Genomic DNA, 23,438 nt, shown 5'->3' with positions numbered 1-23,438 from the left:
ATAATAAATATTAAAATAAAAAGAAAGAGAAATATATGAAAAAAAATAAAAAATTATTTAATTTTCTAACATTAGGTTCAATGTTGGCAGCAGTTGCTACACCAGCAATAGCTGTTTCATGTTCAAACACTGAAAATTTAGAAAAAGCTAATAAAGAATTAAATGAAAAATTACAAAATATTCAATCACAAATTCAAAAAATTCGTAACGAAAGTCGTGGAGAAACATCTAAATATGCTAAAGAAATTAAAGGTATGTTTAATAGTTTTAAAGACAAACGTGAAACTTTATTCCCTGAAGCAACAGGTGGTTTTTTAACTGACGAAGTTAAAGAAGCTGTTTTAAAATTCGAAAAAGAAGAATTGAAAAAATTTGAAGATTATAAAAATGCAGGAGTTTCACAAATAGAAGGTGTATGACTTTCTGAAATCATTACATTAATCAAAACAGATATTGCACTAATTGAAGCAGACACTAGATACTTAGGGGCAGATTCATCATGAGGAATTGGTGATGATAATATGTTAAAACCTCACTGAGGAACAATCGAATATGCAGTTGCAAGCATTACAGATACACAATTAGAACAATTAATTAAAAATTTAAAAGCTGGAGCAAGCAAAGGAATAACACATTCAAAACTATACGTTAAACGTGGAATTGCTGAAATCATCAGAAGAATATTAAAAGAACAATTAGTTAATTTCGCTAAATCTGATAAAGATAATTTAACTTTAGAAGCATTCTTAAGCGATGCAGAATTAATGGGTGATAAAAAAGATTCAAACGTTGTTAAATTCTTGAAATTCTATGGTGGAGAATACTACCAAAGCGCTCATGCCGAAGCAACAGACATCAAATTATCAAAAGCCAACGCTGCAGATGATAAATCAGCTGATTTTGAAAAAGAAAACACAGTTGAAGTTTCATACGAAAATGAAGAAAAACCAGTTTTCACAAAAATTTACGGTTTAGGATACTCAGATAAAGATCTTAAAGCTAAAAACGTAGGTATTGGTGGAATGACAAATAAAGAAGCTGCTAAAAAAATCTACAACTCTCAATTATTCGTAAACTTAACATCAGAAAAAGATGCTCAAGTTATATACGACAAAGGAGTTAAAAACTCAAGAAATAACTTAAACAAAATGTTAGCAATTGCAAATAAAATCGCAACATTAATAACAGGTGATGAAAATGCTGATTGAAAACCAGAAATCAGATTTAATGAAGTTAAATTAGAAGCTACAGATGCTAATAAAGCTTCAACTAAAAAAGAAACTGTTTCAATTCGTGAAGGTGGAAAAATTAACGCTGATGCATGATACAAATTTGTTATGAGCGATGAATTCTTCTACGGATTAGAAGAAGACTTAACAGTTGAAAAAGCTGATGAAATCATTAAAGATGAAACAAACAAACAAGCTGTTGAAATCTTAAATAAAAATGGATTCGATGCATTATTAAGTGAAGCAAAAGTAAATGCAAAATACCAATACAATGAATCAATCACAAACAAACAAGTTTACGCAGCTGCAATTCGTGCATTAAACGAATACAACAGATGATATGATAAAACAAAAGATTACTCATCATCATTCTTTGCTGAAGGTGTTGAAGAATGTAAAATTGCTATATACCCAGAATCAGAATCAGATTTAGGATCATATAGCAAAGAAAAAGGTGAATTCTACTTTAACGGAAAACCATATTTAGGATTACCAAAATGATCTACAACATCATTTACTAACCACGAATCAAAAATGGGACACCACAACCAATTATGATACACAAAAATCGATAGAGCACAAGAAGGTGGAGAATACATCGAAGGTATTTACGATGCCACAGCATTTAACGAAGGTTGAGCATTATTCGTTGAATGATTCGCAGTAGAAACAGGATGATACGGAACACCTGATTACTCAGATGCAAACGACTTTGATAAAATGCCAGTAGATTTCGGTAAAGCATTAAACGGATACTTACCAGAAATCAAAGGTGAAACAGCAACAGCTGAAGAAATCAAATACTTAAAAGAAGTAGCTGGTGGAACATACTGAAGATTAGCTAAATCAGTACAAAAAGATTTAGATGATACTCAAGCAGCTAAAAACGCTACACAAATTGGTAACTTATTACAATACTACGGAATGTTAAATGAAGCTATGATGCGTGATAACCGTCTAGCATTAGATACAGCAATTCACGGAGCTGAATTACAAGGTGATGATTACATTGGAACTGGAATTTCAATTGAAGAACAAAGAACATTCATGAAAAAACACTTACAATTACCATCAGACATCTTCTCATACCCTAAACGTTACTTAGGATACCCAGCACAAGCTACATCATATAACGCTGGTAAAGAAGTTATGAAAGATCTATACGAAAAAGTTCAAAAAGCTTCTGGAAAAACAAGAGAAGAATTCACTAAAGATAAAGAAGGAATTAAAAAATTATTCCACTGATACTTATCATTCAACAGTATGCCTATGGCAGCACTTGAAGAATTAATCACAGCACAATACGAATTAGAATAATTATCAATAAAAAACACGAGTTATTAAACTTCGTGTTTTTTTTATTAGTTGATATATAATTGAATGAATAAGGAGTTGACATGATAATAGGTATTAGTGGAATGATTAGTAGTGGTAAAAGCACGCTATCAAAGGGTTTGCACAAACATTACAAAAATTCAATATTGCTTGAAGAGTTTGAAGATGATGATGAAATTTTCAATAAGTTTTTAGATTGATTTTATCAGGGTAAGAAAAACATTGAGCTTAGTTTTCAAGCTTATATTATTGAAAGCTTGTCAAGCAAATTCAAAAAAACCTTACATGAATTCAAAGCGATGAATAAAAACTTACAAAAAGATCATATATTTTTAGATAGATTTAACTTAGAACATTATATATTTGCTCAAATAAGTTTAAAAAATAAACCAAAACAGTATATGACGGCTTTTAATCAAATGTTTAATACATTAGTAGAAATAGAAGAAAATCCTCAGTTAGCTATTTTCATTGACATATCTTTCGAAACATTTAAACAAAGAATTTTTAAAAGAAATCGCAAATCTGAAATAGACAACTATAAATTAAATGAAGAATATTTCAAAGAATTACATTCCATTTATAAACCCTATTACATAAACTTAATGGAAAAATATAATATTAAATACAAAATTATCAACGCAGACTCCAAATATGATCAAGAAGTATTAAAAGAAGTTATTAATATAATAGAAAATTTTCAAAAATAAAAACTCATCCAGTGTTTACTGGGTGAGTTATTTTATCATCTCTTTTAAGCGTTTAACTTCTGAGTAGGTTAAATCACGCATTTTACCTTCCTTAATGCCTTTGACACCTAAAAACGCAAAATGCGAACGATGTAGCTGGATAACTTTGGCATTAGCTTCTAAAAATAAATTTTTTACGTGATGGTAACGCCCTTCTTTAAGTTTGATTCGATATTCTTTGTCTTGAATAGATTCAACAACTTGCAATGATCTCTGACCATCAATAAAAACATTATCACTATTTAAAAATTTTAATTCTTCGTTAGTTAACGCACGATCTAGAGTAGCCACGTACACTCTTTCAATTTCGTGCGAAGGATGTAATAATTTATTAGTTAAATCACCATCATTAGTTATTAATAAGGCCCCTGTTGTGTCATAATCTAATCTACCCACTGGATAAACGTATTGTTTTAACAATAAAAAATCTTTAATTGTTTTTCTATTTTGAGGATCATTCAAAGTTGAAACAACATATTTTGGTTTGTTAAATAATAAATAAATCATTTTATTTGCTTTTCTAAGCGGTTTGTTTTGATATGTTACTCTATCCAGATCGGTAACACGATCACCTAATTTAGCTACTTTTCCATTAATTTTAAATAAACCTTTTTCAATAGCCTCTTCGGCTCTACGGCGCGACATTAAGCCTGCTGCTGATATAAATTTTTGTAATTTTTCTGAATTATTATCCATATTTCGTCCTTTACTTGAAAATTTGTTCACACATATTCTCTTCTTTATAAATATACACTAAATTTAATTATTTTAAAGTATAATAATAAAGCATTTGCCGTCATAGCTCAGGGGCAGAGCACTTCCATGGTAAGGAAGGGGTCGCTGGTTCAATTCCAGTTGACGGCACCATATCAATATGACCAAAGAAGCTAAAGTGCTTCTTTTTTTATATAAAAAATAAATAAAAAAAACCGCTAACGCGATTTTCTAAAACTATCAATAATGGCAGGGGTAGCAAGACTCGAACTCACAACACACAGGGTTGAAGCCTGTTGTTCTACCATTGAACTATACCCCTAATTAATGCTTTAATATTATACATAATTTTTAACTATTAAAGCATTTTTTTAATTTAATTTTGTTTCAATGATTGATAATAAATCTTTAACCGACTTAATAGTTAAAAGTTCTTCATCTGATATTTGAATATTTAGTTTTTCTTCTAAGTTTGTTACTGATTGTAATAAATCCAACGAATCAATACCTAAATCTTTTATTTTTGATTCAACTGTGATTTTAGATTTCGTCATAGTTTTTAATTCAGTAATAATAGCTTGTAATATTTCTTGCATAATTAATATTATATACTGTTTTTTAAAATTGAATAAATATGTGAAAAAATACTGCTTAATCAGTATTTTTTTGCATTTTAGTTAATTGTTTATTATAGTGAATAAATATGTTTTTAATATACTTTTATTGTTGCTTGTTCAAACAAATTTTAATTCTAGTTTTTGTTCATTTTCTTGAAAATATCCTACATTGATATCACCTTGATTTACTGCCATTTTTTTGATTATATCTTGAATAATAAATGCAATCATATCGTCATTAATAATTGCTTTATTATTGCGTATTTTGATTTTTGAATAGTAATCAGTAATATCAACGGTTGGAAATATGTTGTCCGCTGTTAGTTCTTCTGTATTTTTTTGTTTCAATAATTTTGTTTTGTTGTGTTTTTCTTTATTTTTGGTTTGATCATCTTTATTTTTAATTACTTTTTGTTGAGATTTTTTATGTATTAAAACAAATGCTAGTGCTGTAATACTACTAATTGTCACTGTACTCAGTAATGATAAAACTATTATTTTTTTTATTTTATTAGTTAACATTGGTTATTAAATATTCGTTTTTAGATAAAGTAATGAGTTCTTCGAGTGTATATTCATACTCTAATATGTTTAAAATTTCTTGGTTTGTGTAATTCATTTGCATTAATTTATTTTTTATATCGATATCTTCATCAATTGTTAGTTTAATACGGCCGTATTCAGGATGTAAAATTGGTTTTTTTATGTTATGCGGCATAGTTATAAGTAGATTATTAATGTCTTTAAATAAATTAATTATTAATGTCGGATAGAATATACCTTTAAAATTGTAAGGCACTAAATAACCAGGCCTAGAATTAAACCCAAACCCCAATTTAGTTTGTTGATCTTTATAATCATAGTAAGTATTATTAATAAAAACTAATTTACCAATGGTGTCGTCATTTGAATTTAGATAGTCTTCATTGTATTCGAATAATAAATCTTGTTCTTTATTAAGATGTGGCAAATTAATGATTTTATATTTAGTTTTTTGTAAGTGATGGTTATCAAGTTTTCTAACAAACTGGTTATATTCATTTTTTATTGCGCCCTTGATGATAAATAATGTTTGATTGTATTTGTATTGCCTTATAGGAATCGGTATAAAAGAAATTGCTGCATAATCAATATTAATACATTTATTATTATTAAATAAATATGCATAATTATTTGCAACTAATTTGAATTTTATTTTCAAAGGTATACGCACTTCTCAACCATTGCTTGTTACTTGAAAATCTTGTTTTTGTTTTGGATGTATAATTTCGCTGTGAGTATGCCATACTTTGTTTAGTTTTTTATGAGTTTTATCATAAATATTTATTACGATATGTCTTAAATCACTGTACTTAAATGGTTTGATTTTATTTAAACCGGTTATTATTCTTAACTCAGTGTTTTGAGTTGAAAAATTTGTTATAGGTAATGGTTCATTATTTAAAATAATTTGAATTGCCACGTTGGCGTAGTTGAAATTATTGTATTTTAAATTTAAAACAATGTTTTCACTATTTAAATGGCGTTCGATTGAAAAATCAATCGCTGCATTATGTAAATAAGTGATATCATTCACTTTGGATTCAGTTTTTATTAATGGTTTCAGTTTATATAATTGTTGAATATCGATATTTTGTTGTATTTGAGTATTAAATAGCATTTATAAATTCATAAAAATTATCTAAAATCGTATGTAAGTGTTTGTAGTATGTGGTTTTTGAAAAATAATTTTTATATCAATATTTGTCCGCGTTCACGTTTCATATTTCATTGAAAAATATTAATCTTTGATCTGGATCTAATGATTCATTAAAATATTCGAATTTATTTATAAATGTTTTGTATTCTTTTGAATTGGGATACACCTTTGCGAATTGATTTTTGTTATTGGTTATTTCATTGTGGAATAGTTTTTTAACGATTGCACATTGTTTACGATATAAATATAATTTTTTTGAAAGAGGAAGTGAGTATTCATCTTTTAATATTCTTGCGTTATTTTGCATAATTAAATCTTTCTGATAAAGTAACCGTAGGTATACCTACACCCATATTATAAAAACCAAATTCAAGCAAAAATAATCACTTCGGGAAAAAAATAATACTATTTTAGGAAAAACTATTACAAAAAGATGATTTTTTAGTATTTTTGAAATAAAAAAAAAACACCCTTTTGGGTGCGATCAGCTTGATATGGTGGCTCCGGCAGGAATCGAACCAGCGACACACGGAGCTTCAATCCGTTGCTCTACCAACTGAGCTACAGAGCCACAATGGCGGTCCAGACGGGAATTGAACCCGCGATCTTCTCCGTGACAGGGAGACGTATTAAACCACTTTACCACTGGACCATTAATGGTTGCGGAGACAGGACTCGAACCTGTGACCTTTGGGTTATGAGCCCAACGAGCTACCGACTGCTCCACTCCGCTATAAGGCATTCGCACTAAAGGGATCTTCGTGCAAATATATGGCGGGCAATGAGGGATTTGAACCCCCGCGGGCCTTGCAGCCCCTGGCAGTTTTCAAGACTGCTCCCTTCAGCCTCTTGGGTAATTGCCCATGGTGGACCCAGCAGGACTCGAACCTGCGACCGACCGGTTATGAGCCGGTTGCTCTAACCAACTGAGCTATAGGTCCAAATCCATACTTGGATATTCCGTTTGGTGGCTCCGAAGAGAGTCGAACTCTTGACCTTCCGGGTATGAACCGGACGCTCTAACCAACTGAGCTACAGAGCCATAAATGGTGGAGAGGATGGGACTCGAACCCACTACCTCCTGCGTGCAAGGCAGGCGCTCTAGCCAGGTGAGCTACCCCCCCATTAAATGGTGAAGAAGACAGGATTCGAACCTGCGACCGCTTGAGCCCAAGTCAAGTGCTCTACCAAGCTGAGCTACTTCTCCACTTCTTCGTTAATGCTAATTAATTATATAATATTTTTTAGAAATGTTACAAAATAATTAAAAATTTTTTTACGAAGATTTTTTACTTATAAATTTGCTTTTTTTGATCATATTTTGAATGATTAATATTCATCACTTCAAGTGAATTCATAATCCTCGATACGCACAGTATCACCTGAATTAATGCCCATTGATCATAATTCGTCTCAAACACCTAAATTTTTTAATTTGTTATTAAATCTTAAAAGGTTGTCATGACTAATTAATGGAATACGATTGTAAAATTCAGTAATTTTTTTACCTGAAATTTCGTAAGTATCTGCACTTATTTTTTTGATTACAAAATCATCTTCTGGCAATGTAATCGTAATTTCTTTTTCAGCTACTTCTGCAAAAATTAAATCATTTGCTTCTTGAATTGTTTTATATAAAACATTTTTAATAATATTCAATGATTCTTTTTCATTTAATAATGAGTGTTCTATTATGTTTATGTTCGGATATTTTGATTTGAATCTTTTTACATTTTCTTCAAATTTAGTTAAATCGCTTTTGTTTGCAATAACAACTTGTGGTCTTGATTCTAAATTTAAGTTGTATTGTATTAATTCATTATTGATATCTTCAAAATCTTTGATTGGATTTTTATTTTCATCACCAAAATCTATAACATGACATAATACACGACAACGTTCGATGTGTTTTAAAAATTGAATTCCAAGGCCTTTGCCTTCGCTAGCGCCTTCAATCAAACCAGGTAAATCAGTTATAACAAATGAATCATCATGATATTTTACAAGTCCTAATTGCGGAACAAGGGTTGTGAATTCGTATTCGGCAATTTTTGGTTTAGCATTCGATAACGATGCTAATAGTGTGCTTTTACCAGCGCTGGGTTTACCGACTAAACCAACATCAGCTAATACCTTTAAGCTTAAACGTAATTCAAATTGTTCACCTTTTTCACCGTTTTCACTTAAACGGGGAGCTGTGTTTCTACTTGTTTTAAATTTTAAATTTCCACGTCCACCACGTCCACCTTTTGCAATTAAATATGCTTTAGTTTCAGTGATATCTGCTAATACATCTCCTTTGTTATATACAATTGTACCTAATGGCACCTTAACATATGTGTCAACTCCGGCACGACCATAAGCGTTTTTACGTTTTCCGTTTTCACCGTTTTCAGCTTCGATTTTGTTTTTGTAATGGAAATTTAATAATGTATTAACACCACTATCACCAACAAAATAAATACTTCCTCCGGCTCCACCATCTCCACCGTCTGGTCCACCTCTATCGACGTGAGCTTCACGACGGAAGGAAATTAAACCATTCCCACCATCTCCAGCTTTTACATTTATTTTTACATCGTCTATAAATTTCATAGTATGAATATATTACCATAAAAGTGAAAAAAACTTATTTATTTTCAAAAGCAATAAAAAAGACACAATAAATGTGTCAAATTAATTATTTATTATTTATAGTCTTCTGGACGGCTTAAGGTTTTATAACCATCTTTTGTAACTAAAATTGTGTCTTCAATTCTAGCCCCACCTAATCCTTCGATATAAATTCCTGGTTCAACAGTAATTACCATTCCTGGTTCCAAAGTAAAGTCAACAGTTTGAGAAACGTTAGGTAATTCATGAACATTAATACCTACTCCATGTCCTGTTGAATGAGTAAAGTATTCACCATACCCTTTTTCTTTAATGTAATCACGACATATTTTATCTATTTCTGAAGTTTTTATTCCAGGTCTAACCGCTTGACGTCCTAATTTTTGTGCTTCTTTAACAATTTCAAGTACTTCAACTAATTTTTCATTTTTTGGTGTTCCAAAAAAGAATGTTCTTGTTATATCACTTGCTCATCCTAAATATTCAGCACCAAAATCAATTTTTACTATATCTCCGTCTGAAAGTGTTGCATCAGTAGGATGATGGTGTGGTTCAGCAGCGTTAGAACCAAAAGCAACTATTGAATCAAAAGATTCTTTTTCAGCACCAAATAAACGCATTAAATAACCTAGTTTATGACTGATTTCTTTTTCAGTTACTCCGACTTTTAGATATTTTGTAACTTCATTAAATGCTTCTAATGAGATTTTACATGCATCTTCAATAATTGATGCTTCACGTTGATCTTTGTGAACACGGTTTCATTGACCTGAGATTGAAACAAATTTGGCTTTAGGCAACATTTTTTGAAATCTTTCTAATGTACCTACAGTTAAATAATCTCTTTCAATACCGACATTTTTGTATTTTTTTTCAGCTAAAAAGTCTTTCAATGAAGTTCCTAATAATAAGTGAACTTCCACATTTTTAGCATTGTTTGTTACGTATTCAATATAACGCCCATCAACAAATAAGTATGATTTTTCTTTTTCAATAACTAAGAAACCGTCTGAAGTTTGTACTTCAGCCATTCATAGTCTAGTTTCTGGAGCTTCAGAAATAATTACGTCAATATTTTGTGATTCAAATGTTTTTAGTAATTCTGTTTTAATCATAATTTACTCCTTATTTTTTTTCTTTGTGAGTTGTGTGAGCATTACATTTATGACAATGTTTTTTAACTTCCATTTTTTCTGGATGTAATTTTTTGTTTTTCTTAGTAATGTAATTTTCCATTTTACATGCTTCACATCTTAGTGTTAATCCATCTCTTGGCATATGTCCTCCTTAAATTTTGTACAATTGTACGTAGTAAATATCTTTATTATTATAGATTAAAAAATTATTTTTTGTATTAAAGCTTATTTTTTATTTATTCGAAATTATTTTTTGTTTAATAACATCGCAATTTCTTCTTTATATATAGGGCCTTGATCAGTTCAAGGTGTTTCTAATATAATTGGCACATTATCAAATTCAGGATCATGTACAAATTTAGCTAATGTTTCTAAACCGATGAAACCTTTATTGATATTTGCGTGACGATCTTTATGAGAATTTAAATCATTTAGTGAATCGTTCAAATGAATCACTTTTATCTTATTGAACAAATTGTATTGTTTTAATTCATTTTTAAATTCTTCATAATGTTTAATGTTGTAACCCGCATCTCAAATATGGCAAGTATCTAAACACATTTGTACTCTATCACTATTAATTGATTCCAATATGTACTTCATTTCAGCTAAATTAGTGAATATTTCAGTACCTTTACCAGCCATTGTTTCCAAACAGATAACAACATTTTCAGTAATGGAAATTAATGTTTTCATTGATTCGATCAAAGTTTTAATTGATTTTTCTCTATCAAAAACAGTGTGAGCTCCAGGGTGCAAGACTATGTATTTTGCTCCGATATAATTCATTCTTTCGATTTCTTGTGCTAAGAAATTAATCGCAAAAACATTTTTTTCTGGATTAGATGCATTTATTATATATGGAGCATGGATTATAATGTCTTCGGGCTTTATTATTTGTGAATACTTTTCAATATATTCCTTTAATTTAAAACGAATTTTATCAACTCTTTTAGCAGTTTGTGGCGCACCTAAATAAATCATCATTACATTGGCATTATTATCAATTGTTTCTTCTGATGCTGCTAATAAATAATCTGGAGATTTAAATGATATATGACTTCCTAATTTAAGCATTTTTACCCTTTTGTAAGTGTTTTTGAATATCTGCTAAAAATGCACTAGCCACAATACCTGAAGGTATAGCAATAACTGCGATTCCTAATAAAGCTATAACAGTAACAATAGCCCTCGTTGTTGGTGCATGTGGGCTGAAATCTCCATAACCAATGGTTGTTAATGTTATCGTTGTAAAGTAAAGTGAATCAGCAAATGTCATAACGTAATTATTAGACAATGCTTTATAATCTGCATTGTTTAAATAATCAATTATCGTTGGATTATTTTTTATTCACTCAGATTGAATTTCAGCTAAATATGTTCTTTCATTATTCAATATTAAAATTGCAAACAGCACAATCATTAATGCAATCATTAAAAATACCATAAATAATATTTTTCTTTGCTTTTGAAAAACATCAATGATAATTGCAAAAGGTGAAAACAATGTTAATATAAAGAATAGTCTAAAGAATCTAAATATGTTTAAAGATTTAAAATACCTAGAAACTTCAATGATACCTTGATTATTACTCAATAGTCCCACTACTGAAATAGAAGATAATATACTCAATAATATTATTATTCCTTTTAAAGAAATGATAAACATTAAGTTATATCAAAATGACTTTCGCTTCACCGCTGTATCACGATATCTAAATGTTATAAGGTGTAAACAATAATCAGCAACAAAAACAAAAAATGTCATAATTTGCATAACTGCCAATATTTTGTTTCAAGTTGGTCTAATTGCCTCTGGGGCTGATATAAGTGAAAAGGCTGAAACTAAACATACTGAAGAAATCAATATTGCATAAAAAGCTCTTCAAATTTTTATTGTACGCGAATGAGATTTTACTTCAGTAGGTATTACACGTTTTGATCATATTATAACCATTAATTTACGCATAGTCAAATTGGCGTTTCATACTGGTTTTTTTAATTTAAAATTTTGTTTCATTCTCGCCCCCTTTTTTTTAATTTAAAACTTTTATTTCATTATTGAAAACATACATTTTAACATCAGAATATTTTGATAAATTTGATTGGATAATTTCTTTTAATTCATTTACAACAAAGTGTTCACTGAAATGACTTATTTGTATAACGTTAATGTTTTCTTGATCATAAGCAATTCAGTCGCTTCATTTAACATCACAAGTTACAAATAAGTCTGCATATTTTTTAGCTTGAACAATTTCTTTGCATGGTCCTGAACCCGAAAATAGTATAAGTGATTTATATTTATCTAAAGAATCGAAATTTTGAATATTTGTTTGAATTATATCTAATTGATTTTCATTTAATATTTTTAATAACTTTAATAAAGTAAATTCCTTTTTAATCAATACTGAAGAAGTATTAAATTTTTTATTATATGATTCATCAATATTGTTCAAAAAACCTAATTTTTTACTGATTGATTTAGCACTGAAATTATTCGTGTTGTCGACAGAAGTATGTAATGAAAAAGAATAAATTTTGTTGTTATTTAATTTATTTCAAATGTTGTTTTTGTACGGGAAGTTTTCTAAATCTTTTTCAAGTTTGTCAAAGATAAATGGATGGTGAGATATTATCAAATTACAATCATTTTTAATAGCGAATTCGACTACCTTTTCAGTTATATCCAAACAGAATAAGACATGGTTTATTTTTGTTTTTCAATGCGGTTTTTTTGAAAACCCAATTGGATCTCATTTTTCAGCGTTTTCAATTGGAAAAAATTTTTTTATATCATTAACGAATTGATATATTGTTGTATTTTTAGTTTTCACTTGTGTAAAAGTCTTTTAATTTTTTACGTTTTTGTGGATGTTTCAATTTACGTAAAATTTTTGTTTCGATTTGTCTTACTCTTTCTTTAGATATTCCCTTTTCACGCGCTAGTTCGTCTAATGTGTGGATACGGTAAGGAATACCATTTTTATCAGTACCAACTCCGTATCTTTTTCTTATCAAAATTCTATCGCTTTCGTCTAAGTGATTTTCTAACATATCATTGATAATTTCTGATAGTTCTTCACTTGCGGCGAAATCAACTGGACTAATAACACTTTCATCTTTAACAAAGTCTGAAAAGTTAGAATTTTCCTCTTTACCAATTGATTTATCCAAAGAAATAGGATCAATATTGATTTTACGTATGTACCGCACTTTATCTGCATCCATTTCTCCGCCGTAACGTGTTGCAATTTCCTCATCACTTGGTGCAACTCCATTTTCTTGTTGCAATTCTCTTTCAATTTTGATAATTTTGTTGATTGTTTCAACCATATGAACTGGCACACGAATTGTACGCGCTTGGTCAGCTACTGCACGTGTTATAGCTTGACGGATTCATCATGTTGCATAAGTTGAAAATTTAAACCCTTTATGGTAATCATATTTATTTACAGCTTTAATTATTCCAGCATTACCTTCACTTATTAAGTCGATAAATGATAATCCACGGTTTTTGTATCTTTTAGCATTATTGATTACCAAACGTAAATTTCTATTAATTAATGTATCTCTGGCTTTTTTATATAATCTTTCGTTTTTACCTTTATATTTTTCCATTTTTACAGCTAATTCTTTTTCTTCTTCAGGTAAAAGCAATTTTCCATATTTACCGATTCAACGCATGTATCATTTGACAATGTCATTGGTTTCACTCAAGTTGTTACTTAATAATTCTTCGTCGCTTTCGGTTTTATTAAACACCTCATCATCATCATAATCTTTAAGTAAAAAGTCAACATCATCCATATCTTCTTCATAATCATTATCTTTGATTCCTGCATAACCTTTTAACTCTTCAACTTCTTCATCATATTCTTCATCATCTTTTGCTTTTTTGGTTTTTTCAACATTTCCAACGTCAGCATTTGTTTCAGAGTCATTGATTTCGTCAATGTCATCTTCATCGTCAAAATCTTCGTCATCTTCTATATCTTCATCATCATCATCAAATTCATCGCTAAATTCTTCTGGTTCTTCTTCATCGTCATCTTCAAAATCAGTTTGTTTTTTGTTTTTTGTTTTATTGCTCGATGTTAATTTTGATAACTCAGATTCATCAATATCATCATCATCACCATAATCAAATGAGTCCTCGATAATGTTTTCTTCCATTAATAAATCAAACACTTCATTAGTGTCTGAATCATCTAAGAAAATTTTCTTTTTATCAAAAAATTCAAAAACATCATCTTGAGTTAATGCTTTTATATCTTTATCGTTTTTTTGTAAAGATTTTAAATGAGATTTAACAGCTTTAACTGCATTTTGAATACTCATTTGTTCTTCTTTGGTTCTTTTTTCCATATTCACTCCTTAATTTAATTTTGGTTTATTTTTTTTATCATTTCATACAATTCATCCGCTGATTTTGCGCCAGTAACTTGTTCGATATTTTGAGAAATTTCATTTGTGATTGAAATTTCATCACTGAATTCCTCCACATTTATTTTTAAATTGCTGTTATTATTGGCTTTGATTTGCGAAACACTTTTTTGAATAATTTGTTTAACTTCTGGCTCATGATTTGAAGTCATTAAAAATATTAAATTATTCAACTCATCGTTGGATGGGTTGTTACTTCTGTTCAACAACTCTTTTAAAAATAATGGTTGCGATAAAATTGTTTTTAAAATAGAGTACATATAATATGAATGACTGCCCTTAATCAATTGTTTTGATTTATTGTTTTTTGTTTTAATAAGTCTTGTTTTTGTGAATCTTAATTTAGTTGTATTTAGCAATAAATCGTCTTGTATAAAATAGTTACCATAATCAATAGGCTGATCATTTTGATTAACATTTTTTATTAACGAATCTTCATAAATTTTTTTATCGTCTAATGCTCGTTTCGATAATACATCACGTTCAGTTTGATTCAATAAAGTTAAATATTGATTGAATTGATTAATATTTTGAATACTTTCTTCGAATGAATTAGTATCTTTGTTTACTGTTGAATTGTAAATATAATCAAGATAATTTATTTTGTTTTTAATAATAGTTTTCAAGGCTTCGCCATTAGGCATTGCGTTGAATAATTCATCGGGATCGGCAGGTGAATTATTATCAATAATGTTTATTCGATATTTATAACGATCCTTAAATTTTAATAATGTGTTCAGTGATTTTACAGTCGCTGCCTTACCAGCTTTATCCCCATCATAAAATAAATTAATTGTACATTTTTGTAACATCTTCAAATGAAATTCAGTTAATGATGTACCCATTACAGCTATTGCATTTTCAATCCCTATTCTGTACAATGCAATAACATCGAATTGTCCTTCAACAATATATACTTCATTATCTTTTATCAATTTCTCTTTTACGTTTTGTCAATTGAAAAATAATGAATGTTTTTTGAATATTTCATTTTCTGAAGTATTTAAATATTTTATTTCGTCATTAACTACAGTTCTCCCGCTAAATCCTACGCAATTTAAGTCATCGTTATAAATCGGGAATATTAAACGATTATTAAAAAAGTTTCTGTGTTCTTTTTCAAAAGCAGTTAAACTAGAATTTGCTATTACATTTTGTGCAAATCCTTTTTTTTGTAGATACTCATTAATCGAAATATCTTCATCGGAATATCCAATTTGAAAATGTTTTACAATATCTATATCCAATTGCTCAAGTTTTCTCGAATTGATAACATTCAATAAATTGATATTATTACTTTCTTTTTGTTTATGGTATTGATATTGAAAAAACGTATTTGCTGCTGCATTTATTTCAATCAAAGACAGTTGCCGCTCAGTTTTTACACTTGTATTTGAATATTTATCATACTTACTGATATCAATATTTGCTCTAGCCGCTAATAATTTCAATGCTTCAAATGCACTGATGTTTTTTTTGAATTCAATAAATCTAATTACTGAACCAGATTTTTTACATCCAAAACATGTAAATATTTGTTTTTCTGGGCTGACTATAAAAGATGCTGTTTTTTCATCATGAAAAGGACAGGGGGCTTTATAGTTTTTTCCATTTTTTATTAAATTACAATATTCAGAAATAACACCAACAATATCATTCGATTGTTCTACTGTTTTTCAAATATTGTTATTATTCATGTTTGCTTTCTAAGTATTTAACAATTTCATCAATAGAAATTCTTTCTTGTTTCATTGTTTTTCTATCACGGATTGTTACTTTATTATCTTCTAAAGAATCATAATCAAATGTAATGCAGTAATATGTACCGATTGCATCTTGACGACGGTAACGTTTACCAATTGAACCTGATTCTTCATAAGTTGTTCTAATGCCATTTGCTTTTAATTTTCTAAAAATCTCCATTGAATTTTCAGATAGTTTTTTAACTAATGGTGTTACACAAACTTGATAAGGTGAGAATTTGTAATCAAAATTCAATACTATACGATCCTCATCTTCAATTTTTTCAACCTCGTATGCATCAACTATCATAGCTAGCAATAATCTATCTAAACCTATCGAAGGTTCAATACAGTACGGAACAATTTTTTCACCTTTATCACTTAGGTAATATAAATTTTCTCCGGAATGTTTGATGTGTTGAGTCATATCGTAATTTCCTCTGTTTGCAATACCCATTAATTCTCCTCAGCCAAATGGGAACATGAACTCAATATCACTAGTACCTTTCGAGTAGTGACTTAACTCTTCTTTTTCATGTGGTCTTATTTTTATTGATTGTTCATGAATACCTACCGACTTAACAAAGTCTCAACATTTTTGAATATAGTATTCATAAAATTTATTCGAATCTTCTTCAGTACAAAAGAATTCTAATTCCATTTGTTCAAATTCTCTAGTTCTGAAAATGAAATCTCTTGGAGTTATTTCATTTCTAAAACTTTTACCAATTTGTCCAATACCGAATGGTAATTTAGGACGCATTGTTCTAGAAACATTTTTAAAGTTTGTAAATATACCTTGAGCAGTTTCAGGACGTAAATAAATAGTACTTGAAGAATCTTCGATAGCTCCAGCTTGTGTTTTAAACATTAAATTAAATGCTCTAATTTCGTTTCATTCACATTTTTCACCATCGTATTTTGTAACTTTTTCTCTAATTACTTGTTCCATTTCATCGCGAGTCATTTTTTCAACATCATATTCAGGTAATAAATCCTTGATAATATGGTCGGCACGATAACGTTTTTTGTTGATTTTATTTTCGATTAAAAAATCACTAAAGTTATCCAAATGACCAGAAGCTTTTCAAACTAATGAATTCATTAAAATTTTTGAATCGATTTGGAAATTGTTTGGCTCATTTGTTATAAAAGTTTTTACTCATTCATTTTTCAATACGTTTAAAACTGATATTGCCAATGGACCATAATCTCAAGTATTAACTAATCCTCCGTAAATTTCAGAATTTTGAAAAACAAATCCCGATGTTTTCAAGTGATTAATTATTTCTTGTATATTTTTATCTTGATTTTTCATATTTCACCTCATTTTAAACTAATTAAAATTATAACTTAAGTTATAATAATAAGCCTAAAAATGCCAAAATTCAATTAAAAAAATTATAATTGCAAAAATTTACTGACTATAAATCATTTTTTAATGTGAAAATGAATCGATTTTATCCTTTGTTTTAAGTTCATAAATGATTTTAAGTGATTTGGTATAATTATTAATATGTTTGATTTTATAGGAAATAGATTACAAAAATCTATACAAAAAATGAATAAAAAAACGCTGATTTCAGAATCAGATATTTTAGAAATATTAAGAGAGGTTAAATTATCATTACTTGAAGCTGACGTTAATCTTGAAGTAGTTAAAAAATTTACAAAAGAAGTAAAAACTAAAATTCTTGAAAGTGGAAAAATCGGTAACTTAGATGCACAGCAAACAGTTATTAAAATTTTCAATGAAGAACTAATTAACATTTTAGGTCAAAAAACAGTTGAAGTAAAAATTAAAAATAAACCAACTATAATCATGATGATTGGTTTACAAGGTAGTGGAAAAACCACAACAAGTGCGAAGCTAGCAGCATATTTAAGAAAGAAAAAAATCGCTGAAAATCCTTTATTAATTGGAGCGGATATTTATCGGCCAGCAGCGAGAGATCAATTAGAAAGTTTATCAAAACAAATTAATTGTAATTTTTATACCAATAGAATTGATGATGCGTTGCAAATTTCAAAAGAGGCTGTCTCACAAGCAAAAAACAACAAAAATGATTTATTAATAATCGATACCGCTGGTAGATTATCAATTGATGAAACATTAATGGATGAATTAAAATCTATTAAAAAATATATTAAACCTGATTATATATTTTTAGTAGTTGATGCAATGTCTGGACAAGACGTAATAAACGTTGCAAAAACATTCCACGAGAACTTGAATTTAAATGGAACTATTATCACCAAATTGGATTCAGATGCCAGAGGTGGTGCGGCATTATCAATAACTCATTTATTGAATATTCCAATTAATTTTATTGGAACTAGTGAAAAAATTTCTGGTCTGGAAGTTTTCCATCCTGACAGAATGGCAAAACGTATTTTAGGAATGGGGGATTTCGTTTCCTTAATTGAAAATGCTCAAGAAAACATTGATGAATCTAAGGCTAAAAAACTTGGAAATAGATTCATGAGTGGTCAATTTTCATTAGATGATTTAATGGAAACAATGGCTCAAATTAAAAAACTTGGAAAAATGAGTAAATTATTAAAAATGATTCCAGGTATTGCTAATAAAATTGATCCAAGTCAAATTGATAAAGCAGAAGAAAAATTTAGAATGTATGAAATATTAATTTCATCAATGACGAAAGAAGAAAGAAAAAATCCTAAATTATTAAAAGACTCATCGAGAAAAAATAGAATTATGAAAGGTTCTGGAAGAAGCGCTAAAGAGTTTAACTTATTATTAGCGGATTATGAAAGAATAGCCAAACAAATGAAAGACATGGCTAGCGGTCGCGGAGGATTAAATCCAAATATAATGGGTGGATTAAGTGGATTGTTTTAATTAAAAAAAGTACTCATTTTTAAATACTTTTTTACAAAAATAAAATAAAAAACACTATATTTTTAAAAAAATAAGTGTTTTTTATTTTTTTAATTTGAAACGAATGATTTTTTCACCTATGACTTTGTTTTTTACAAATCTATACGCATCTGCCGGATTGAGCGCTTGATCTCTTGTGGTTATTGTTTGATCTAGAGCAAATATCATCATTACATGATTGGAGTTATTTTCAGCAAATTCATTGTGCATTGTAACGTTTCATTTGCTTTGACGATTTTTATACAATTGTTTAATATTTTTGGGAACAATTGTTGTTTCAGAATATGAATTATTTATAGGTAATCTAGTTCTGTCTTTACTATTTAAATCATTTTTTTCAATAATTGTTCAATCGCCTTTTTGAGATCTGATACCCAATACAGCATACTCGCAAGATACCAAACTTCATTCTTTTGATGTGTTGTTATTAAACACGAATATCGCATATTCTTTTACACCTTTGATGTTTTTAATTTTAAAAGCTGGTGAATTTTTATTAGCTCAATCAGCCGTATTACTTGTTTCTAAGTAAAATTGTTTATCTAATCAAAAGTTACCTTGTTCATCTTTTTCAAAATCAGTCATTGAAACACGTAGTTCTTCTAATTCGTCATTTTCATTTAATACGTAAAATAAACCATGTGTTGCACTTTCTTCGTGGTAACACTTGCCATTTTCTTCGATAGCTTTTTGGCTTGAAAATGTCAATACTCCCGAATCGATTTTGTGTTCTGCAACTATATTATCAAAATCTTTTCAAAACATGGGTTTCTCTATGTCTCATACTTCTGAAACATGTTCAAAATCTAATGCATAAACCCTGACTTCATATACATGATCTTGATCAGGTGGCTTTGGACCATAATAGGAATTTGCATTATCAATCAAACTAGATTGGTGGATCAATGGGTTTAATGCTTTTTTAGATAAGGAATTTTCAATTTGGAACAATTCTTTTGCTTTTCTTATACTTGAATCACGACAAATATGATCTCCCTTAATATTCAATACTCCTCAATGAATAAAACTTAATCCAGCAACACCGCACGCTTCATGATCGATTATTGACACTGCGTAACTTTTAGCGTTTTTGACTTCATCTCAACCAATATGTGGTGAATGCGGCGAACCAAGACCATTGATATCTTCAATAACATTATAAACATTAACCGTTTTTGAATATACTCTCATCTATTCCCCTTTTTGTTTGGCTTTTATTTTTTTAATTAATCTATTGATTTGCATTGAAGTTAAAGTGAATTTTTTTAATATATTTAAATATTTCAATTTTCTAGCTAAATTAAATGCGTATCATTTACGTCTTTTTTTTGATCTGGGGTTAAAAATTAATTCATAAGGTTTAATTTTCTTCATTTCTTTCATGAATAAAATGAACATAGCATTTAATCTTACCTTATGTAATTTACTCAATCATAATAATGACTCGACTTTTTTATTTAATTCTTCCATTTCTTCTTCAGTTATATTAGTTAATTTATTCGATAATAAAATTGTTGAAACAATTAAATTTAAAGTTTTTTTCTCATTTTCAGTTTTTGTTATTTCAAACAATATGCTATCGAAATAGTAAATAAGTTTGTAATAGTTCAGTGATATTCATCTTTTAAACATTTCATCAAAACTATCTAATTCAATAAATTTCTTTGTATTAATTATTAAATTTGTTAATAAAAATTCCACAAATTCTTTAAAGCTATCCAACTCAGAAACGTATTCTCTGATACGAATCATTTTTTCATCCAATTTATGTCCAATTAATGTTTCTAATAATGGTTTCGTTAATATTTCACGTAAAAACGCATATAAAATGTTATTTAATTGTTCTTTAGTACTGATTATGAATGGTGTGTTGAAAACTAATTTGACAACTGAATATATCAATTTTTGATCAACTAAAAGCATATTTTTTGCATCTAACATTGAACGGATATCAATTTCTTTTCCGTATCTTCTTGTTTTTATAATTTGATGTTCGTATGTTTTAATCAATTCGTTCACACCATCACCAGTTAATAAATGCTTGATAATTTGTTTACTTCAATCACGGTTGTTTAAATATTCAATGATAAGTTTTTTTGATTCGTACTCATAATTTTCATCATGAAATTTGGTTTGAATTCATAATTTAATAAAACGCGATACGTCTATATTCATTATCGAATCCATGTGAGATAAAGCTCAAGAGATTTTAAAATCAGGAACAAATAAATGTTTATACTCGATTTCAACTGAATCATCTAAAAACAATCTATCTCCACGTGATAAACCGAATAATGACACAAGAATACTCATGTCCGATTGGCCTAAATCAATGGTTTTGTTGTAACTTAAATTATCCTTTAAGAACACCTTTAATGAAGGCAATAAAGTAAGAATCCGATTATTGGTATTTTTATATGAATCGTGAATAAAATCACGATTTATCAATAATTTATTAGCCAAAATTTGCGCAATAAACTTTTGACCTTTTTCAGTGGGGTGAATATCAAATATGTTTTCATACAATTGATCTTTGTGAATTTCAATAAACTCAGTATCATTTATATCAATATACTGACAATTATTTTCATTGGCAACTGTTTTAATTGATAAATTCAAGTATCCTATTAAAATGTTTGAGATTTCTTCATCGACAATATCTTCAGTATTAAATAAACTGTTTATTAATGATTCAAAATGAATTAATGTTTTTTGATATCCTAAGAAAACAATATTTGAATTATTATTTAAATTTCTCAATCCAATGTAAACACCTTTTAAATATTTTTTGATTTTTTCACTTACAAAATTTAATTCTTGATGTAATTGAATCAATAAATCTCTTTTTATCGATACATTCTTTTCATTTGAATACTTAATTAGCGTTTTTAATGGCAACAACTTAATAAAGTCATTAGCACCAAGCGAAACAGTAATTAAATTAGCCTTAGAAATTTGAGTATACATGTAATCGAAATCATGATTTTGATAATTAAAGTCTTTGAATTCATCACTATACTCATTTTTAAATGGATTGGTGTCTTCCTTGTTTAATGCATTAATAAATTTAAACAATGTTTTTGTTGAATGTGAAATGTCCTCTTGACGTGATAACAAGTCTAAATATTGTTTTGCTGTTATATTAGAAAATGAAAAGTTATTGAATTGATTTACAAAATTTGGTTTTAATTCATTGATCATTCGCGCAAAATATGACGGATAAGAAAAACCAATAATTTTATTCAATTCATCATCTTTGTAACCACAACTTTGAAAACCGAATTTCGAATTAAAACCAGCAGCAATCGAATCACCAATTGCTACATAATTTAATTCTTTATTAATAACGTTTATATTGATTGTATTTTTGTTTAAATCAACCACTTTTTTAAAAGATAATATATTCATTTCCGCTCCTAATCATAAATAATGTCTGTTAAATTTTTGAAATAATTCATTAGATATTTATACGTGTCGTTAATGATGATTTGTTTATTTTTATCTAAGTGTTTCAATTTTCTTGCTAATTCAATAATGTTGTCATATATTTTAATTTCATCTTCAGTAGGTACTAATCCTAACTTTGTCAATGAATCTGGTTTAAATTGAGAAATTAATTTATATGATTCATAAACAAGATTTTTTTGATCAAGAGATTCCGTTTTAATTGAGCCAATTATCGCTAATTTTACAGCTGTACTTTGATCATCAAATTTAGGTCACAATAATCCCGGGGTATCTAAAAGCATGTATTCATTGTTGCAATTTATTCATTGCTCACTCCTTGTTACTCCAGCTTCATTTCTGACTTTAGCTACTTTTGACTTGGCTAAAATGTTAATTAATGTACTTTTACCTGCGTTAGGTACTCCTAGTACACCGATTTTAAGTGGTGGTGTTTTGTATCCCTTTGCAGCATTAATTTTATTTTTTTGGTTATATATTTTTTTAATAACTTTGTGTAACTGTGATTGACTTTTTGCTGCATTTTTTAAATTTAAAGCTAAAATTTCATCCTTTGGGTTATTGTATTGTTTCATTAATTCTTGAAAACGATTTTTGTTTGTCATATCTATTTTAGTGAAAACAAAAATTCTCTTTTTATTAGGAGCAATCTTATCAAATTCATAATTGTATGAAGATATTGGACAACGTGAATCCAGTACAATAATAAATACATCAAACAATTTTTCCTTTTGTTTGATGATGTCGAATGTTTTCTTCATATGTCCTGGAAATCAGTTAATCATTATAAC

20 protein-coding genes and 10 tRNA genes are annotated in these 23,438 nt (G+C 28.5%); 4 read left to right on the top strand and 26 right to left on the bottom strand.

Translation table 4 applies throughout. The features are described 5' to 3' along the window. The first annotated feature begins 35 nt into the window (after window positions 1-35). Together HGG69_RS02065 and HGG69_RS02060 are read left to right on the top strand one after the other, a co-directional pair. Entirely contained in the window at window positions 36-2,546 is a 2,511-nt protein-coding gene (locus HGG69_RS02065) for a DUF885 family protein (protein ID WP_169605138.1), read from the top strand. Window positions 2,547-2,626: 80 nt separating this feature from the next. Continuing rightward, window positions 2,627-3,274: a deoxynucleoside kinase gene (locus tag HGG69_RS02060; protein WP_169605137.1), complete on the top strand. Its 648-nt coding sequence runs from the start codon at window positions 2,627-2,629 to the stop codon at window positions 3,272-3,274. Window positions 3,275-3,301: 27 nt separating this feature from the next. Here the strand turns inward: HGG69_RS02060 and HGG69_RS02055 are convergent, their stop codons facing one another. Then, entirely contained in the window at window positions 3,302-4,009 is a 708-nt protein-coding gene (locus HGG69_RS02055) for a pseudouridine synthase (RefSeq protein ID WP_169605136.1), read from the bottom strand. A 96-nt stretch (window positions 4,010-4,105) separates the two neighbouring features. On the opposite strand from HGG69_RS02055, the gene HGG69_RS02050 reads away from it, so the two are divergent. Next, a tRNA-Thr gene (locus HGG69_RS02050) sits at window positions 4,106-4,180 on the top strand. Window positions 4,181-4,274: 94 nt separating this feature from the next. On the opposite strand, the gene HGG69_RS02045 is transcribed toward HGG69_RS02050, so the two are convergent. From HGG69_RS02045 to HGG69_RS01940, 22 genes are all read right to left on the bottom strand, one after another. Continuing rightward, window positions 4,275-4,349, bottom strand: a tRNA-Trp gene (locus HGG69_RS02045). 49 nt (window positions 4,350-4,398) lie between these two features. Beyond that, window positions 4,399-4,623, bottom strand: a complete 225-nt coding sequence (locus HGG69_RS02040; protein ID WP_169605135.1) for a phosphopantetheine-binding protein — start codon at window positions 4,621-4,623, stop codon at window positions 4,399-4,401. Between the two features lie 81 nt (window positions 4,624-4,704). After that, window positions 4,705-5,166 carry an MHO_1590 family protein gene (locus HGG69_RS02035; RefSeq protein ID WP_169605134.1) on the bottom strand — a complete coding sequence of 154 codons (462 nt, stop codon included), beginning with the start codon at window positions 5,164-5,166 and terminating at the stop codon, window positions 4,705-4,707. Beyond that, window positions 5,156-6,304, bottom strand: coding sequence for an MHO_1580 family protein (locus tag HGG69_RS02030; protein ID WP_169605133.1), 1,149 nt, complete (start codon window positions 6,302-6,304; stop codon window positions 5,156-5,158). Before HGG69_RS02030 ends, HGG69_RS02035 begins: the two co-directional genes overlap by 11 nt. Further along, window positions 6,294-6,650 carry an MG284/MPN403 family protein gene (locus HGG69_RS02025; protein ID WP_169605132.1) on the bottom strand — a complete coding sequence of 119 codons (357 nt, stop codon included), beginning with the start codon at window positions 6,648-6,650 and terminating at the stop codon, window positions 6,294-6,296. Before HGG69_RS02025 ends, HGG69_RS02030 begins: the two co-directional genes overlap by 11 nt. A gap of 188 nt (window positions 6,651-6,838) precedes the next feature. Continuing rightward, window positions 6,839-6,914: transfer RNA gene (locus HGG69_RS02020), tRNA-Phe, on the bottom strand. Window positions 6,915-6,918: 4 nt separating this feature from the next. Beyond that, window positions 6,919-6,995 (bottom strand) — tRNA-Asp (locus tag HGG69_RS02015). A gap of 5 nt (window positions 6,996-7,000) precedes the next feature. After that, window positions 7,001-7,076, bottom strand: a tRNA-Met gene (locus tag HGG69_RS02010). Between the two features lie 39 nt (window positions 7,077-7,115). Beyond that, window positions 7,116-7,206 (bottom strand) — tRNA-Ser (locus tag HGG69_RS02005). A 1-nt stretch (window position 7,207) separates the two neighbouring features. Next, window positions 7,208-7,284: transfer RNA gene (locus tag HGG69_RS02000), tRNA-Ile, on the bottom strand. 24 nt (window positions 7,285-7,308) lie between these two features. Further along, window positions 7,309-7,385: transfer RNA gene (locus HGG69_RS01995), tRNA-Met, on the bottom strand. Window positions 7,386-7,390: 5 nt separating this feature from the next. After that, a tRNA-Ala gene (locus HGG69_RS01990) sits at window positions 7,391-7,467 on the bottom strand. Between the two features lie 6 nt (window positions 7,468-7,473). Further along, window positions 7,474-7,550, bottom strand: a tRNA-Pro gene (locus HGG69_RS01985). A gap of 122 nt (window positions 7,551-7,672) precedes the next feature. Continuing rightward, window positions 7,673-8,938, bottom strand: coding sequence for a GTPase ObgE (obgE, locus tag HGG69_RS01980; protein WP_169605131.1), 1,266 nt, complete (start codon window positions 8,936-8,938; stop codon window positions 7,673-7,675). Window positions 8,939-9,030: 92 nt separating this feature from the next. Further along, the gene (locus HGG69_RS01975; protein WP_169605130.1) at window positions 9,031-10,071 is read right to left on the bottom strand and encodes an aminopeptidase P family protein; all 1,041 of its coding nucleotides are present in this window, start codon (window positions 10,069-10,071) and stop codon (window positions 9,031-9,033) included. A 10-nt stretch (window positions 10,072-10,081) separates the two neighbouring features. Beyond that, window positions 10,082-10,234: a 50S ribosomal protein L33 gene (gene rpmG, locus HGG69_RS01970; protein ID WP_169605129.1), complete on the bottom strand. Its 153-nt coding sequence runs from the start codon at window positions 10,232-10,234 to the stop codon at window positions 10,082-10,084. A 104-nt stretch (window positions 10,235-10,338) separates the two neighbouring features. After that, the gene (locus HGG69_RS01965) at window positions 10,339-11,169 is read right to left on the bottom strand and encodes a deoxyribonuclease IV (protein ID WP_169605128.1); all 831 of its coding nucleotides are present in this window, start codon (window positions 11,167-11,169) and stop codon (window positions 10,339-10,341) included. Continuing rightward, a complete protein-coding gene (locus HGG69_RS01960) occupies window positions 11,162-12,112 on the bottom strand; it encodes a potassium channel family protein (RefSeq protein WP_169605127.1) in 951 nt (316 codons plus the stop codon). Before HGG69_RS01960 ends, HGG69_RS01965 begins: the two co-directional genes overlap by 8 nt. A 16-nt stretch (window positions 12,113-12,128) precedes the next feature. Further along, window positions 12,129-12,929 (bottom strand): Nif3-like dinuclear metal center hexameric protein, encoded by an 801-nt coding sequence (locus HGG69_RS01955; RefSeq protein WP_169605126.1) that lies wholly within the window; start codon window positions 12,927-12,929, stop codon window positions 12,129-12,131. Continuing rightward, window positions 12,919-14,460, bottom strand: a complete 1,542-nt coding sequence (locus HGG69_RS01950) for an RNA polymerase sigma factor (protein ID WP_169605125.1) — start codon at window positions 14,458-14,460, stop codon at window positions 12,919-12,921. The genes HGG69_RS01955 and HGG69_RS01950 overlap by 11 nt, the downstream gene beginning before the upstream one ends. 14 nt (window positions 14,461-14,474) lie before the next feature. Beyond that, window positions 14,475-16,235 carry a DNA primase gene (gene dnaG, locus HGG69_RS01945; protein ID WP_169605124.1) on the bottom strand — a complete coding sequence of 587 codons (1,761 nt, stop codon included), beginning with the start codon at window positions 16,233-16,235 and terminating at the stop codon, window positions 14,475-14,477. Further along, window positions 16,228-17,598 (bottom strand): glycine--tRNA ligase, encoded by a 1,371-nt coding sequence (locus tag HGG69_RS01940; protein WP_169605123.1) that lies wholly within the window; start codon window positions 17,596-17,598, stop codon window positions 16,228-16,230. Before HGG69_RS01940 ends, dnaG begins: the two co-directional genes overlap by 8 nt. A gap of 198 nt (window positions 17,599-17,796) precedes the next feature. Between HGG69_RS01940 and ffh the strand changes: the two genes are divergently transcribed. Next, on the top strand, window positions 17,797-19,143 hold the full coding sequence (ffh, locus tag HGG69_RS01935) for a signal recognition particle protein (protein ID WP_169605122.1): 1,347 nt from the start codon (window positions 17,797-17,799) through the stop codon (window positions 19,141-19,143). Window positions 19,144-19,224: 81 nt separating this feature from the next. On the opposite strand, the gene HGG69_RS01930 is transcribed toward ffh, so the two are convergent. Genes HGG69_RS01930 through ylqF form a run of 3 tightly spaced genes read right to left on the bottom strand, consistent with a single transcriptional unit; the run spans window position 19,225 to window position 23,432 of the window. Further along, window positions 19,225-20,373, bottom strand: a complete 1,149-nt coding sequence (locus HGG69_RS01930; protein WP_169605121.1) for a YbhB/YbcL family Raf kinase inhibitor-like protein — start codon at window positions 20,371-20,373, stop codon at window positions 19,225-19,227. Further along, entirely contained in the window at window positions 20,374-22,590 is a 2,217-nt protein-coding gene (locus tag HGG69_RS01925) for an SGNH/GDSL hydrolase family protein (protein ID WP_169605120.1), read from the bottom strand. It abuts the gene before it with no gap. An 8-nt stretch (window positions 22,591-22,598) separates the two neighbouring features. Further along, window positions 22,599-23,432 carry a ribosome biogenesis GTPase YlqF gene (gene ylqF, locus HGG69_RS01920; RefSeq protein WP_169605119.1) on the bottom strand — a complete coding sequence of 278 codons (834 nt, stop codon included), beginning with the start codon at window positions 23,430-23,432 and terminating at the stop codon, window positions 22,599-22,601. Window positions 23,433-23,438 lie beyond the last annotated feature (6 nt).

The organism is Mycoplasma phocoenae, from assembly GCF_012934855.1.
Classification (GTDB): domain Bacteria; phylum Bacillota_I; class Bacilli_A; order Mycoplasmatales; family Metamycoplasmataceae; genus Metamycoplasma; species Metamycoplasma phocoenae.
Note: the sequence above shows the minus strand (reverse complement) of the source record. Positions and strands in the feature narration are given on the sequence as shown.